This window comes from Gammaproteobacteria bacterium (assembly GCA_027296625.1).
GTDB lineage: Bacteria > Pseudomonadota > Gammaproteobacteria > JAKEHO01 > JAKEHO01 > JAKEHO01.
Genome location: JAPUIX010000028.1, coordinates 18,867 through 34,309 on the forward strand (window position 1 = coordinate 18,867; position 15,443 = coordinate 34,309).

The 15,443-nt window shown below is 52.3% G+C and carries 12 protein-coding genes; 9 read left to right on the forward strand and 3 right to left on the reverse strand.

The features are described from left to right. Positions 1–8 precede the first annotated feature (8 nt). On the forward strand, positions 9–662 hold the full coding sequence (locus tag O6944_01215) for an HAD-IB family hydrolase (protein MCZ6717768.1): 654 nt from the start codon (positions 9–11) through the stop codon (positions 660–662). 89 nt (positions 663–751) lie between these two features. On the opposite strand, the gene O6944_01220 is transcribed toward O6944_01215, so the two are convergent. Beyond that, a complete protein-coding gene (locus tag O6944_01220) occupies positions 752–1,732 on the reverse strand; it encodes a malate dehydrogenase (protein ID MCZ6717769.1) in 981 nt (326 codons plus the stop codon). Positions 1,733–1,745: 13 nt separating this feature from the next. Further along, a complete protein-coding gene (locus tag O6944_01225; GenBank protein ID MCZ6717770.1) occupies positions 1,746–3,080 on the reverse strand; it encodes a citrate synthase in 1,335 nt (444 codons plus the stop codon). A gap of 331 nt (positions 3,081–3,411) precedes the next feature. On the opposite strand from O6944_01225, the gene O6944_01230 reads away from it, so the two are divergent. The 7 genes from O6944_01230 to O6944_01260 all read left to right on the forward strand — a co-directional run bounded on the left by O6944_01230 (position 3,412) and on the right by O6944_01260 (position 11,698). Continuing rightward, the gene (locus tag O6944_01230) at positions 3,412–6,249 is read left to right on the forward strand and encodes a 2-oxoglutarate dehydrogenase E1 component (GenBank protein ID MCZ6717771.1); all 2,838 of its coding nucleotides are present in this window, start codon (positions 3,412–3,414) and stop codon (positions 6,247–6,249) included. A gap of 117 nt (positions 6,250–6,366) precedes the next feature. Beyond that, a complete protein-coding gene (gene odhB / locus O6944_01235; protein ID MCZ6717772.1) occupies positions 6,367–7,569 on the forward strand; it encodes a 2-oxoglutarate dehydrogenase complex dihydrolipoyllysine-residue succinyltransferase in 1,203 nt (400 codons plus the stop codon). A 249-nt stretch (positions 7,570–7,818) separates the two neighbouring features. Further along, positions 7,819–9,000: an acetyl-CoA C-acetyltransferase gene (locus O6944_01240; protein ID MCZ6717773.1), complete on the forward strand. Its 1,182-nt coding sequence runs from the start codon at positions 7,819–7,821 to the stop codon at positions 8,998–9,000. Between the two features lie 17 nt (positions 9,001–9,017). Continuing rightward, complete coding sequence (gene phbB, locus O6944_01245; GenBank protein MCZ6717774.1) at positions 9,018–9,755, forward strand: acetoacetyl-CoA reductase; 738 nt, start codon at positions 9,018–9,020, stop codon at positions 9,753–9,755. A gap of 33 nt (positions 9,756–9,788) precedes the next feature. Continuing rightward, entirely contained in the window at positions 9,789–10,304 is a 516-nt protein-coding gene (gene phaR, locus O6944_01250; GenBank protein ID MCZ6717775.1) for a polyhydroxyalkanoate synthesis repressor PhaR, read from the forward strand. 72 nt (positions 10,305–10,376) lie between these two features. Then, positions 10,377–11,177, forward strand: a complete 801-nt coding sequence (gene phbB, locus O6944_01255; GenBank protein ID MCZ6717776.1) for an acetoacetyl-CoA reductase — start codon at positions 10,377–10,379, stop codon at positions 11,175–11,177. 146 nt (positions 11,178–11,323) lie between these two features. Continuing rightward, positions 11,324–11,698: a phasin family protein gene (locus O6944_01260; GenBank protein ID MCZ6717777.1), complete on the forward strand. Its 375-nt coding sequence runs from the start codon at positions 11,324–11,326 to the stop codon at positions 11,696–11,698. Between the two features lie 145 nt (positions 11,699–11,843). Here O6944_01260 and O6944_01265 read toward each other — a convergent pair whose 3' ends face one another. Then, entirely contained in the window at positions 11,844–14,252 is a 2,409-nt protein-coding gene (locus O6944_01265; GenBank protein ID MCZ6717778.1) for a DUF1631 domain-containing protein, read from the reverse strand. A gap of 366 nt (positions 14,253–14,618) precedes the next feature. Here O6944_01265 and O6944_01270 point away from each other — a divergent pair, with 366 nt between their 5' ends. Continuing rightward, a complete protein-coding gene (locus O6944_01270; GenBank protein ID MCZ6717779.1) occupies positions 14,619–15,413 on the forward strand; it encodes an SPOR domain-containing protein in 795 nt (264 codons plus the stop codon). Positions 15,414–15,443 lie beyond the last annotated feature (30 nt).

Here is a 15,443-nt window from a genome sequence, read left to right on the forward strand (position 1 = left end):
TCAATCTCTTGAGCCTCGCCATATTTGACCTGGACAACACCCTCATAAACGGCGACAGCGACGTGCTATGGGGCCAATTTCTCGCAGAGCACGGCTATGTAGACGCCCCTTCGCACGAGCGTGAACACGCCCGTTTCTACGAAGAGTACCTTGCTGGTACCGTTGACATTCACGCCTTCCTACGCTTTCAACTGCGGGAACTAGCAGAGCATCCTATTGAAACCGTAGATCGCTGGCGGACCGATTACCTCCGGGAAAAGATAGAGCCCATCGTATTACCAAAAGCCCAGGAGCTTTTAGAACAACACCGAACTCAGGGGAACATTCTGCTGATCATCACGGCAACCAACCGTTTCATAACGGAACCTATCGCCAAGGTATTCGGTATTGAGCATCTCATCGCCTCGGAACCGGAAATTATTGATGGTCGGTACACTGGACGGGTTTCTGGCACACCGTCTTTCGCGGAAGGAAAGGTCACACGCCTTAACCAATGGCTTCAAGATCAGAGTCTCGATCTCGTGGATAGCTGGTTTTACAGTGACTCACATAACGATCTGCCTTTGCTTGAGCACATCGCGCACCCAGTGGCCGTTGATCCAGACGAAAAGCTGGCTATTGAGGCCTCAAAGCGGAATTGGCCCACGATCAGTTTGCGTTAACGAGGTGTCACAAGAGACGAGAAATCATTGTGCAGTGACGAGCAAAACACAAGCATTCCTGATGCGCTCATGCGCAGGGTGAATGAAAACTAATTTAGCATGTGAGCGACGGCATCGCGTTCTTCCTCAAGCTCCGTCTGCGTCGCTTGCATCCGTGCATGACTAAAGTCATCAATCTCTAAGCCCTGCACGATCTCGTATTTGCCGGAACGGGTTATCACCGGAAATGAATAGACGAGCCCTTCGGGGATCCCATAACTTCCATCGCTTGGAACCGCCATGCTCGTCCAGTCATCCGCGGACGTGGCCATGTTCCAGTCACGCATGTGGTCTATCGCAGCATTGGCCGCCGACGCGGCGCTAGAGGCCCCGCGGGCGTCAATGATCGCTGCGCCACGTTTCGCCACTGTTGGAATAAATTCGTTTTCAATCCAGTCCTGTTCTATGAGGCTTTTGGCTGACTGACCGCTTATGGTAGCGTGCGTGATATCGGGATACTGTGTACTGGAGTGATTGCCCCAGATGATCAGTCTTTTGATGCCCGATACAGTCTCCCCGGTCTTGGCTGCGAGCTGAGCTAACGCGCGATTGTGATCCAGTCGTGTCATCGCCGTGATCCGCCAAGACTCCAAATCTGGGCAATTCCGCATGGTAATCAACGCGTTCGTATTGGCGGGATTTCCAACCACGACGACTCTAACATCACGGCTGGCGTGCTCGTTTAGCGCCCTGCCCTGCACCTGAAAGATCGCGGCGTTGCTCTCCAATAGATCACTACGCTCCATGCCGGGACCACGCGGTTTGGCACCGACGAGCAATACACACTCCGCGTCTCTAAAGGCAACGTCCGGAACATCGCTCGTTACGATATCTTTTAGCAGGGGAAACGCACCGTCTTGGAGTTCCATCTCGACACCGTCCAGCGCCTTCAGTGCTGGTGTGATCTCCAATAACTGCAAAATGATGGGCTGTTCACGCCCTAACATCTCGCCCGCGGCGATTCGAAACACTAACGCGTATCCGATCTGGCCGGCGGCGCCCGTGACTGCGACCCGGATTGGCGATTTCACACCCAGCTCCCCCTTAATCTATTCCCCGGATTTTTCTCAATCTTGGGGTTGCATCACCTCGCTGTTCGACGGGAACGTAGTCCCGCTGTTCGGGCCCTATATAAAGCTGCCGCGGCCTTCCGATTCGATGGTCTGGTCCCGACACCATCTCCATCCACTGGGATATCCAGCCAACTGATCTTGCTACAGCAAACATCACTGTATACATCGGCAAAGGGATCCCCAGTGCATTCAAAATAATACCGGAATAAAAATCCACATTAGGATAGAGCTTGCGTTCAATGAAGTAATCGTCCTCTAATGCAATCCGCTCGAGCTCCATAGCAATTTCGAACAACGGCTGATCAACAGTGTCCATTTCCTGAAGCAAGTCGTGACATACCTGTCGAATAATTTTCGCCCGCGGATCATAGTTTTTATACACGCGGTGGCCGAAGCCCATGAGACGAAATGGATCGGATTTGTCCTTCGCTCGCTTAACGAAATTCACGATATTTTTTCGTTCCCCGATCTCATTAAGCATACGAATAACTGCTTCATTTGCGCCACCGTGCGCCCGTCCCCAGAGCGTGACGAGCCCCGCAGCAACACAAGCAAACGGATTCGCCTCAGCACTACCTGCGAGCCGGACCGTGGAGGTGCCCGCATTTTGTTCGTGATCGGCGTGCAGAATTAGCAGCAAATCAAGTGCACGAACGGCCTTGGGGTGCAACTCGTAAGGTCGAACGGGAACAGAGAACATCATGTTCATAAAGTTTTCCACATACCCCAATGAGTTATCTGGATAGACAAAAGGATGCCCCAAGGAGTGCTTGTGGCATTGGGCGGCAATTGTCGGCATCTTGGCGATGATGCGTTTGGCAGTGAGATCACGGTCATCGGGGTCATGGATATCGAGTGCCTCGTGGTAGTAAGAGGATAACGCCCCGGTGATGCCGACCATGATCGACATCGGATGGGCATCATATCGATAACCGGTGTAAAATTGGGTCAGGTGTTCGTGCACAAGTTGGCGACCCTTAATAGCTTCCTCAAATACGAGCATCTGGTCGGCCGTCGGCAATTCACCATACAAAAGCAGATAGCACACCTCCAAGTAGGTGCTCTGCTCAGCGAGCTGTTCAATAGGATACCCGCGATACAGAAGGATCCCCTCCTCTCCGTCAAGATAGGTGATGGCGCTTCGGCAACTGGCCGTCGTGACGAAACCCGGGTCGAGCGTAAACATGCCGAGTTCTTGATATAAGGCCTGGGTATCGATAACCAGGGGCCCATAGGTACCCTGATACAGCGGGCATTCAATCTTTTTGCCCGTGATATTATCAATGATGGTCACCGTTTTTTTCATCATTGCCCCTCCACAGTGGGATTCAAAAGTTCCTAGGTCCCCTAGGTCGGCTATTATAATGATTTGATTTTTTTTCTAGCATAAGGCCCCGCATTGTATCGCAACAACGTTGGTGGATGTAAAAACGGCCAAACTCGCGTTTTTTTATCAGCAAAAGTGTCTTATCGTCTAAACTTGTAAGAGGATTTGGTAAAATTACATAAAGTAACGTCGACACCCTGTTGACGATACTGAATTATTCGGCGATTCAACGCTAAAAAGCCAATATGAACAGCCACATACAAACAGTATTTCGCCGCGACCCATATAAGGCCTGCGAGAGGAAATTGAGATGACCGGTCGCACCTACACCTGGCTCTACAGCGGGAACGCCTCCTTTATAGACAGCCTGTATGAAGCCTACTTAGAAGACCCGCTGACCGTCTCGGCCGAATGGAGGTCGTATTTCGACCAACTTCAGGAAATGGATCAAGCGTCAGGGAAAGATGTTGACCATTCTGCCATACGAGCGGCCTTCATTGCTGCAGCAAAGAAACGGCGGGGCAGCCTGTCATTGGCGAGTGAGGCAGAGCGTTCCTCCACTGAGAAACAGCAGGTAGCCGTCCTACAACTGATCAACGCGTACCGTTTTCGAGGCCACAGACAAGCAGACCTCGACCCATTGCGGCAATACGAACGGCCCGAGGTGCTGGATCTGGATCCGGCATTCCATGGACTATCCGAATCCGACATGGATGCGATATTCAACACTGGGTCTTTGTACGGACCGCAAGAAGCAACATTACGGGAAATTCTCGATATCGTTCGGTCGACCTATTGCCAAACCATTGGTGCCGAATACATGCACATTAACGACACGGAGCAAAAGCGTTGGATCCAGCAGCGCCTTGAGGAGAATCAATCACGTCCGCAGTTCTCGCCAGAAAAGAAACGGCATATTCTTGAACGGGTGATCGCTGCAAATGCTCTCGAACAATACTTGCACGCAAAATATGTTGGTCAAAAGCGCTTTTCCTTGGAAGGTGCAGAAAGTCTGATTCCGCTCCTAGATGAGCTAATCCAGTCGGCAGGAGTGCAACAAACAAAAGAAGTTGTCATTGGCATGGCACACCGTGGCCGATTGAACGTGCTCGTTAATACGGTAGGGAAATCTCCGCAAGAGCTTTTTGACACATTTGAAGGCCGACACGGCGAAGATGATGGCTCCGGTGACGTCAAGCATCATCTTGGATATTCGTCCGACATTATGACGCCTGGTGGAGCGGTGCACGTGGCGCTAGCATTTAATCCATCACACTTAGAGATTATCGATCCGGTTGTTGAAGGTTCTGTGCGCGCCCGGCAGGAAAGGCGCGGGGATCGCCGACGCAATCAAGTACTCCCGGTTCTTATCCACGGTGACGCCGCATTTGCGGGTCAAGGCGTTGTCATGGAGACTTTTAACTTGTCCCAGACGCGGGGCTGTAGCACCGGCGGCACGATACACATAATCGTTAACAATCAAATCGGCTTTACCACTAGCGATCCATTAGACTCACGCTCAACTCTGTACTGTACAGATGTTGCCAAGATGGTCCAGGCGCCGATTCTCCACATCAACGGGGATGATCCGGAAGCGGTCGTGTTCATCTCCCAGTTAGCGCTGGACTTTCGAATGGAGTTCAATAAGGACATTGTCATTGACATGGTTTGCTATCGTAGACATGGCCATAGCGAGGCTGATGAACCCGCGGTGACGCAGCCGATTATGTACAAACAAGTTCGGAAGAACTCAGGTGTACGGAAAATTTATACGGAAAGACTGATCGCCGAAAGAGTGATCACGCCCGAAGATGTTGAGGCAATCGCCAAGGCCTACGTCAACTCCTTGGAAGACAACCGTTCCGTCTCGTCAACACTGGCGCTGGACCATAAGAGCGAGTATCTCATTAACTACGAACCGTACCGCAACACCGACTGGACTACGCCGGCGTCAACTGCGGTATCGCCCGGCACAGTAAAGCGCTTGACTAAACGAATCACGACGATACCAGAAAGTTTCAAACTCCATCCAAGTGTCGAGAGAATCATTGAAGCCCGGCACCAGATGGGCCAAGGAACGATCCCGATAGACTGGGGCTTCGCAGAAACCCTAGCGTATGCCAGCATCATCGAAAATGGCTACCCTGTGCGGCTATCCGGGCAGGATAGTGCCCGCGGTACATTTTTTCACCGGCATGCCGTATTGCACGACCAGGAAACGGGCGATACCTACTTACCCCTTCAACACATAAAGGAAAACCAGGTTAATTTCCTAGTCATTAATACGATCCTGTCCGAAGAAGCCGTGCTGGGATTCGAGTACGGCTATAGCAGCGCAGAACCAAATTCACTTGTGATCTGGGAAGCCCAGTTTGGCGATTTTGCCAACAATGCCCAGGTCGTTATCGACCAGTTCATCAGCTCCTCCGAGGCAAAATGGGGGCGTTATTGTGGTCTGGTGATGTTGTTGCCGCATGGTTATGACGGACAGGGCCCGGAACACTCTTCTGCCCGCCTAGAGCGCTACCTGCAACTGTGCGCGGATGACAATATGCAAGTATGCGTTCCCAGCACGCCGGCTCAGATGTTCCATATGCTGAGACGCCAGGCTTTGCGTCCTTACCGCAAGCCACTCATCGTTATGACCCCCAAAAGCCTACTACGACACAAATTATCGAGCTCGACTCTAGACGAGTTAACAAGTAGCGAATTTAAGACCGTGATCGATGAGATAGATCCCATCGATCCGAATGCGGTTAATCGCCTCTTATTTTGTAGTGGTAAGGTTTACTATGACCTTCTCGTAGCACGACGAGAACATGAAATCGAGAACATTGCCATTGCTCGAATCGAGCAGCTGTATCCTTTCCCTAACGAGGACATAGAAGCGGTATTGAATCGATATCCGGGCACAAAAGAAGTAGTCTGGGTACAAGAAGAGCCTCAGAACCAGGGGGCCTGGTACTACATGCCGCGGCGCACGGTGCTGGGTCACCTCGACAGACAGGTTTTAACGTACGCAGGACGACCCCATTCTGCCTCTCCTGCCGTCGGTTACATGGCGAAACACTTGGAACAACAGAAGGCGCTGGTTGCAGATGCACTGCAACTTGATAAGCTGCAAGACTCACGCAAGAAGAGTGCGTGACTATCCGGTTTTGAGTGAGGTCTCCGGCGAGAAACGATGCGCCATTTCAATCGAGCTTCAATGCATTTCCTCTCAGAGTCACGCTGAGTAATAGCTGTTTGTACTAGGGAGAATGCCGTGCTGGTGGAAGTTAAAGTTCCCATCCTAGCCGAATCTGTGGTCGAAGCGACTCTAATGAATTGGCATAAGAAAGCCGGTGATGCGATCAGACGAGGCGATAATCTCATCGACATCGAGACCGACAAGGTAACTCTTGAGATCCCAGCACCGAACGATGGTGTCTTGCAAAAGATTGTGAAGAGTGATGGCCAGACAGTGTTAAGTGACGAGGTTATTGCGCTCATTGACACAGATGCGGCGCCCGCCACGAAGACAGCCCTAAAATCATCTACTGCTGAACCTGCTCCGACCGGCAAGCAAGCACCCAGATTGAGTCCGGCGGTACGTAAGCTGGTTGCAGAACACGAGCTCGATGCCAATGCTATTCTCGCAAGCGGCAAGGGTGGCCGTTTAACCAAAGAAGATGTACTGAACTACGTCGAGGATCGTAAGTCGGCCCCGGCACCAGGTAGTAAACGAAAGCATGGTGTGGAGTCGACAGAGCTGGTGCTCTCTGGAGAACGGCCTGAGAAGCGCGTGCCGATGACGAGGCTCCGTCGTCGTGTGGCCGAACGGCTACTGGCGGCCCAGCATGAAAACGCCATTTTGACAACCTTCAACGAAGTCAACATGCAGCCGGTGATGGACCTGCGCAAGCGCTACCGTGAGGCATTTGAAGAAGCCTATGGGGTCAGACTGGGACTCATGTCGTTCTTCGCCAAGGCCACAGTGCAAGCGTTAAAAAAATTCCCAATCGTCAACGCATCCGTCGATGACAATGACATCATCTACCACGGCTACTACGACCTCGGCATTGCCATCAGCTCTCCGCGCGGTCTGGTCGTGCCCATCATCCACGACGTGGATGTGCTTTCGTTCGCCGAGATTGAGGCAAGAATTATTGAGTTCAGCGAGAAGGCCCGTGAGTCCAAACTCAACATCGAGGAATTGACCGGTGGTACGTTTACCATAACCAACGGTGGCATATTCGGCTCGATGTTGTCCACACCCATTCTCAATCCGCCACAAAGTGCCATCCTGGGTATGCACAAGATCCAACAACGCCCCGTTGCCGAAGAGGATCAAGTGGTTGTCCGGCCGGTCATGTTCCTAGCACTCTCTTACGATCACCGCATCATCGATGGCAGCGAGGCCGTCCAGTTCCTCGTCACGATCAAGGAACAGATCGAGGATCCGGCGCGGCTTCCTCTGGGGATCTGACCAAGCCCTCCTGGAGACAACCCCCCTAGTCAACGGTGGGACCCGCCGATCGCGGGCCCGTGTGCTGAACCCCGGTCTCCCGGATCAATTTTCGCCTCGCCTCAAAGGCGCCAATTACGTGGCTGGAACAATCCGGTAAAGTCTGTTAGCCTTTTGTGCGCTGCAGCGTAATCGCACCATTTAGCCGCAGCCATAAGAAATCGATCAGGCCAGTATGATCAGCAACCCACGCCGGGCGAGGAGCAGGATATGTCTGAAAACATCGTCATCGTCGCAGCGGGCCGAACAGCTGTCGGTGCCTTCGGCGGCGCGTTGTCAAACCTGCCCGCGAGCACCCTGGGCGCCAAGGTAATCACAGCCCTTCTAAACCGAACGAGCATCAAACCGGAGCAGGTCGATGAAGTCATCCTGGGACAGGTTTTGACTGCGGGTGTAGGGCAAAACCCCGCTCGCCAGGCCGCCATAGAAGCTGGGTTGCCAGTGACCACCCCGTGTATGACCATCAACAAAGTCTGTGGGAGCGGCCTTAAGGCCGTCCACCTAGCGGCACAGGCTCTCCGCTGTGGTGATGCAGAGATCATTGTGGCAGGCGGACAGGAAAACATGAACCAGGCGCCCCACTTTTTGCCATCCTCGCGCGACGGCACCAAATTGGGAGACTGGACGCTCAAAGACAGCATGATCGTGGACGGTCTGTGGGATGCGTTTAACGACTACCACATGGGCATCACCGCCGAGAATATTGTCAAAAAGTATGATATTCGCCGCGAAGAGCAGGACGCCTTCGCCGCAAGCTCCCAGCAGAAGGCTGAGGCCGCTCAGAAGGCAGAACGTTTCAAAGACGAAATTATCGCTGTCGAAATTCCTCAGAGGAAGAGCGATCCGATCATCTTTGACACTGATGAGTTTCCCCGTCACGGTACAACGGCAGAGAAGTTAGCCAAACTGCGTCCTGCGTTTGATAAGGCAGGAACCATCACTGCAGGCAATGCCTCCGGGATCAACGACGGTGCAGCAGCGGTTATCGTCACGACTGAAAAGAAGGCCAAAGAACTCGGTCTTAAGCCGCTTGCCCACATCACGGCCTACGCCAGCGCAGGCGTCGATCCAGCTATCATGGGCACGGGCCCCATCCCCGCGTCGAGGAAGTGCCTCGATAAGGCAGGTTGGAAGGTAGATGAGGTAGATCTCATCGAGGCCAACGAGGCCTTCGCTGCCCAAGCCATCTCGGTAAACAGAGAAATCGGCTGGGATACCAACAAAGTAAATGTCAACGGCGGTGCTATCGCCCTGGGACACCCCATCGGCGCGTCCGGTGCCCGGATTCTAGTCAGTTTGATCTATGAAATGGCTCGGCGAGATGCACGCAAAGGCTTGGCGACCTTGTGCATTGGGGGTGGCCAGGGCATAGCAATAGCGCTGGAGCGGTAGTCAGAATGGAAACCAAACTGGATGGCAAAGTGGCGTTAGTAACGGGCGGCACTGGCGGGATCGGCTTTGCCATCTGCAAGCAGTTGGCCGCTTCCGGCGCACGTGTTGCGACCAACTATCGTAATGAAGGGAAGGCCCACACCGTGCAACGGGCCTTGAAAGCGGAAAGTTACGAGCTTGCTATCTTTAAAGGTGACGTTACCGATTTTGACGAATGCGGAAATATGGTCGCGGAGATTGAACAAGCCCTCGGTCCCATTGACATCCTGGTGAACTGCGCTGGTATCACTATGGACACCACGCTGCGCAAGATGACCAAGGAACAATGGCGCGGAGTACTGAACACCAATCTGGACAGCGTATTCAATGTCACCCGCCATTTAGTGCAGGGGATGACCGAGCGGGGATTTGGTCGGATCATCAATATCTCATCCATCAACGCACAGAAAGGGCAGATTGGACAGACAAATTACTCTGCGGCCAAGGCCGGGATGCACGGATTCTCAATGGCGCTGGCCCAGGAGGTTGCGCGCAAGGGCGTCACTGTCAACACTGTATCGCCTGGCTACATTGCAACAGACATGGTGATGGCGGTTGCCGATGAAATCAGAGACAAGATCGTTGCACAGATCCCTGTGGGCCGCCTCGGTAAGCCCGAAGAGGTCGCTGCTGTCGTTGACTTTTTGGCATCGGACACGGCAGCCTTCATCACCGGCGCAGATATCTCAGTCAACGGCGGTCACCACATGATGTGAGGCCCCATACACGATTAAACAGAAGGCCAGATCATGAGCGACAAACGCGTTATAAAGAAATACCCAAATCGGCGTCTCTACGACACCGAAATCAGCAAGTACATCACGCTAGCCGATATTAGACGGCTAGTACTTGATCAAGTCGACTTCACAGTAAGAGATGCGAAGACTGATGAGGATATCACTCGGAATACCCTGCTACAGGTCATTATGGAGGAAGAAGAAGACGGAGAGCCCATCTTCACGACTGACATCCTTACAAAGATCATCCGTTTCTATGGCGACGCCGTGCAGGGGCTTGCCACGGATTTCCTGCAACGAAGCCTTACAATGTTCGTTGAACAGCAACAACGCTACCAGGAGCAGCTGCGCGACGCCGTGACCAGCAATCCAATTGCGGCGATGACGGAACTGACGGAGCGAAACCTTGCGCTCTGGAAACAAATGCAAAAATCCTTCTTTGAAGCCGCTGGCATGTCCACAGACCTGACACAAAGTACTCCTGCTGAAGAAAGCATAGATTCGCCTGCCCACAATGACACCAAATAACGCGCTGACAGCGGCGCGTTGCGCGATAGCGACTATCTATTCTATTTCCCTATTTTAACGAGGATACAACCTATGCTGGAACGCAGCACTCGGGAAAACGGCCATGAACCGGCGGCTGGAGTTAGGCGCTCTACGGTAAGGGTTGCGCTCGTAACCGGGGGCACCGGTAGGATCGGTACGGAAATCTGCAAAAATCTGGCAGAGCTCGGAAACCAAGTGATTGCGACCTACTTGGGGTCAGAAGAAACGCAAGCGACGGATTGGCAACGCGCACGCCGATCGGCAGGGTGCGATATTCACTTGGTTGAATGCGATGTGAGCAATTTCGATGCCTGTGCCAGGATGGCCGAGACCGTTGAATCACGCTATGAATCGGTAGACATACTCATTAACTGTGCAGGGATCACCCGAGACAAGACCTTGGGAAAAATGGAAAAGGATCACTGGCATGCTGTGCTGGATACGAACCTTGACAGTGTGTTTAACGTCACGAGGAATGTGATAGACGGAATGATACGTCGAGGCTACGGTCGGATCGTAAACATCTCGTCCGTCAACGGCCAAAAGGGCCAGTTCGGTCAAACCAACTATGCCGCGGCCAAAGCGGGAATGCACGGCTTTACCAAGTCGCTGGCCAGGGAGGTCGCCAGCTGCGGTATCACCGTAAACACTGTGTCCCCAGGCTACGTGGACACGCACCTGCTTAAGGCCATTCCTGACCCGATCCGCCAAGATATCGTCAGCAAGATCCCCATGGGCCGCCTCGCGAAGCCGGAAGAGATTGCCTGGGTGGTGGCTTTTCTGGCGTCCGAGGAGAGCACCTACATTACAGGCGCAAACATCGCTGTAAATGGCGGCCTCTTTATGGTCTGAGCAGGTCCCTCGCCCTATTAATCTCAAGCAAAAAAAGCGTTGACATTGCCATTTGAGTGGGCTATTGTGCATTGCAGCAATGGTGCATTGCACAAACATGTTAGAGAAATAATACCTTTATTATCAATAACTTAGGAGTTTACACCATGCAAACCGAACTATTTGACCAGTGGACCAAGTTCAGCAAGACCTCATTTGGCGCCCTTAAAGAACTGGGTGAAATCAACGCCAAGGCCATCGAAAAACTCACCGAGCAGCAGCTCGCCCTGGTGACTACCTGGGCGGAAGGCAGCGTTAAGCAGCTCACGCTTTTGGGTGAGGCCAAGGGCTACAATGACGTGTTTGCCGGCCAGTCCGAGCTTGCCGCCGAGTACAGCAATAAACTATTGGGCGTTGCCCGCAAGACTGCAGACGCCCTGACTGAATCCAAGGATGAATTCACCACTTGGGTCGAAAAAGGTGTGGAGAGCGCGACGGTTAATCCATTCACCAAGCCTTCTACCTCCAAGAAGGCTGCTTAAGTCAACCACCTGACCTCCGTGTGGGCCCGTATCCTTCCTCAGGATACGGGTTTTTTTAAGGCGAGACTAGCCGCGGGCGATACGAACCCTATTCGAGCCTGATCGGGTTGAGCTGGATTTGGAGGTGATGGCCTAGGATACTGGATCAGTTTAGTGTTTCGTCGTCACTTAACCGATCCATGATGTTGGTCACGGCTCTGTCAAATAAGGAGTTGGAAGGCGCCTCTATGATCGTGACGCTCCCACGACGAAACTCGATTGCAAGTCCATACAGTGTCTTGGTGGCCACTTTCATACCTTGCCGATCGGTGAACAGGTATTCACCCGTGTCGGGGCTGACATAGGTGAGCCGCGCTCGTTTACTCGTACCGTCTTCCGCGAAGAACGCAAGCCACGTGCCGACCTGCAGTCCCGTAACCATGTCAATATAATGTTCCTCGATGGCGCCGGTTGCATCATCCCGTGTATCGTAACCAAGCACAATCTCTTCGACTTCGACCTGCCCTTCTTTCAGAAGCTCGGTCATCTCGGGTGGCAATCCGGATAAGTCAAACTCACTTCCTTTAACAGCCTTTTCTTCCGCTTGGTGGGCTGCCATGTCTTGCGCCTGCTTTTTCTCTCGATCTTCAACTTTATCCGTGTGTGCTGCTGACATCTCGTCGAGTGCAGACTCAACCTGTCCCCTCGCCGTATTAGCTTGACTCCTGCCTAATCCAGAAGTGTTTGATATGAGCCTAACCGCCGCAATATGGCGCCTTGCCAGTCTCCCAAAGAACCGCTTGCGATCTGTTGGATCGATGGACGTTAGATTCAGCCCGGAATTCAAGAGCTTAAGTAAGCGCGGCAGCAGCTTGACCAGCTTATTTCGATCCTCTGCTGTGCGTTTGGGTGAAATACTCCAGATAAGCTCATCCATGGTCTCAATAGCTGCTTTCCACGCAGGGCTGTCTTCACCTTTCTTGACGCACGTTACAAATAAAGCCTGCTTCCAGTGATTCGCTAAGAATTGTCTTTCGAATTCACCGACATCCTTTTCACTGATTCTTCGTTTTAGCTCATCGCGCACCAAAGCTTTTGCGAGGTTAAGCTGCTCCTTTGCGTGAATAGCTATTGCCGATTGCTCAGCTCTCTCTCTTGCTTTCTTCTCCTCGTCGGCAACAAATTCATCCAACTCGTCTGCAAGCTCAGCAAATATATTGACGTTGTCATCAAACTCATCAAGGATACGGTGGACGACACTGTGGACCTTCTTATAGAGACTGTCATCCTGATCATGGTCCTCGCTCCACCCGATGGCCGCATCGGCGAGCGTATTGAGCAGCCGGCGTGCGGGATGGGATTTCTTTGAGAATAACGCCTTGTCGAGCAAAGCTACCTTTAAAACAGGTATCTGCAATCTACCAATCAAGGCTTTCATCGTATCCGGGACGCTTTCATCGTCAAGGATGTAATCAAACAGCATAGCCACGATATCGATGGTCATATCATCTGCATGGCTTATGCTGTTTGCTGCGCTGATCGCTTTGAGATCCCTCAGAATATTGACTGAACCATTCTCAAGTGCTGACAGATCAAATGCATCATTCTCACCGATTACGGATTCAGCATTCCCATGCTGTAGCTTCGTTAGGACATCAACTATGGGCACACCTTGACCATGCGTCTGGCCTCCATGCTGAGATGCCTCGCCCCTTGCGATATTGGCTGACATCAACTGTTGCAAAGTACTCAATATATCGTGTTCACTCGGTCCCGACCTACCCGCCTGCCCACCACTGGCAGAAGAATGATCCTGCGTTTTCGATTGCTCGGAACCGCGCTTTTTCGAACGGCTGCTAAGCCGCGGGCGAATCGAAGGAAGGACTTCCTTTTTCACAAGGTGATCGTTAATTTGTTGGTAAACCCCATCCACCTCGTTCGCAATGTATTTACTAAACAGCCTGAGGATAACAATCCGCACGTCGGTCCTTGATTCAATCTCTTTACAGGCTTCTTTCAACGCAAAACATATAACCTCCGGGCTCATTGGATGATCGGCCTTTTCAAGCCCCGGATCATTTAGCAGAAGCCCCATCCTTCTATTCAGACCAAATAATTCCTGTTTGCAGCTCGTCTTAATCGACGCGATCATGTTCTCTATTGCAAGAGCCTCTTCGAGGTCATCGTCCTCGAGTAAGCTCAGTTCCAATTCATCATCATCTGAGCTGGCCTCATCAGATCCTTCTTCGCCGTTTCTGTTGCGCTTGGCCTCTTTATTAAATCCATCGAGGTAGTGTTGCCTAAACTCCTCCTCTATGGCATTCCGTTTTGCTCGCAGCTCCTGCATTGCATCGTAATACACCCTTCGCAACGCGTCATCTTGCGTCTTATCACCGAGATCGCAGAGAGCATCCTGTACCTTATCCAGTATGCTTCTGATGGACTGCGGAAGGCGTTCCACTGCCATGTCCCGACAGTCGTGCAACAGGCTAATCGATTCTGTTGGGCTCAGTCGGCGGACCGAGTCCTTGTAGTCATCCATACGGATGACATTCTCTTGCGCTCTAGCTGCCATGGTCAGTTATCCATAGAGAAGACAGAGTTATCCGAAGCTAAGTATAGGAAAATGTTGAATAATTCATGAATCTGATTGTGCGACCCTGATCACAATAATGGTTTTTCGACTGTGATCGAGTTCACAAAACGCCAAAAGGTCGACAGGCCTTCAACATTCAAACAACGTTATAAATGGCACAAGCTGAGCGGGTAGTCTGTCTGTCGATCCTTGCCAACCACGCCGTCACGCCACCGCTCTCCCGGGCTGAAGCCCTCGCCGGGCCCAACTGTGATCAACATCACAATTTTACGACTCAAATCAGCGAGCGACCTGCCCGTAGGTTACGTTTATTACTGGTAGAAAGCTCTAACCCGGTGGGTACTCATGATGGCGAATCTAAAGGCAAGCATCGCTATTGTCGCAATCTGCTTTAGTCTCGGCGGCTGCGCAGCGCCCCTTATCGTCCAGTTGGCGTCCACCGTGGGTAGCAGCATTTCCTACAGCAAGACTGGCAAAGGCCCAATCGATCACGTGATCTCCCATATAGCGGAACAAGATTGCAAACTATTCCGCATCTTGGACGGAGAAACCATATGCGTGCCATATGAGGAGGACGAGGAGGAACTCGCGGAAGAAGGTACGGTGCTCGCCGAGAATGACCCGTTAAGCGAAGACACAACAGCCGTAGCGACAACAGAAAATGACACTGCGCTGGGCGACACTGAGGAGCCAGTTGAAGATGCTACAGCCGTGGCAATAGCGGATCATGCCGCTGCGCCTGTCGAAAGCGAACAGTCAATGGAAGCAACGACGCCGGTGGTGATGCCCCCTCAGCCCAATAACATACCCATGGAGAAGCCACCTACCGATAACAGGGTTGTCGAAGTGCACATGCCTTCACAAAATCCGTCAAAAGCGGCTAAACCAAAGCTTTATCTTGTCATCGGCAGTTTTCGTCAACTTGACATCGCAGCGGATCAACATGATCGCTATGCGAACTTCAATCCAATTATCACGACCGCAGAAGTAAATGGGAAACGTCATTATCGGGTAGTCGTTGGTCCACACGACGCCAAACAACTTCGCCAGGTCCGAAAGCAACTCGCTGCGGCCGGGGTGACCGACAGCTGGCCCACCAAGATTTCGCTATCCTCAATGCGGGTAGCGCTTGCGCTCTAGTACAAGGTCATTAGGCTCATGGTGAAGGCG

Bases quoted from the DNA above. Each gene is read 5' to 3' on its own strand.
- O6944_01225 (MCZ6717770.1), bottom strand. From the start codon at position 3,080: ATGAAAAAAACGGTGACCATCATTGATAATATCACGGGCAAAAAGATT.
- O6944_01230 (MCZ6717771.1), top strand. From the start codon at position 3,412: ATGACCGGTCGCACCTACACCTGGCTCTACAGCGGGAACGCCTCCTTT.
- O6944_01240 (MCZ6717773.1), top strand. From the start codon at position 7,819: ATGTCTGAAAACATCGTCATCGTCGCAGCGGGCCGAACAGCTGTCGGT.
- phaR (MCZ6717775.1), top strand. From the start codon at position 9,789: ATGAGCGACAAACGCGTTATAAAGAAATACCCAAATCGGCGTCTCTAC.
- phbB (MCZ6717776.1), top strand. From the start codon at position 10,377: ATGCTGGAACGCAGCACTCGGGAAAACGGCCATGAACCGGCGGCTGGA.
- O6944_01260 (MCZ6717777.1), top strand. From the start codon at position 11,324: ATGCAAACCGAACTATTTGACCAGTGGACCAAGTTCAGCAAGACCTCA.
- O6944_01265 (MCZ6717778.1), bottom strand. From the start codon at position 14,252: ATGGCAGCTAGAGCGCAAGAGAATGTCATCCGTATGGATGACTACAAG.
- O6944_01270 (MCZ6717779.1), top strand. From the start codon at position 14,619: ATGATGGCGAATCTAAAGGCAAGCATCGCTATTGTCGCAATCTGCTTT.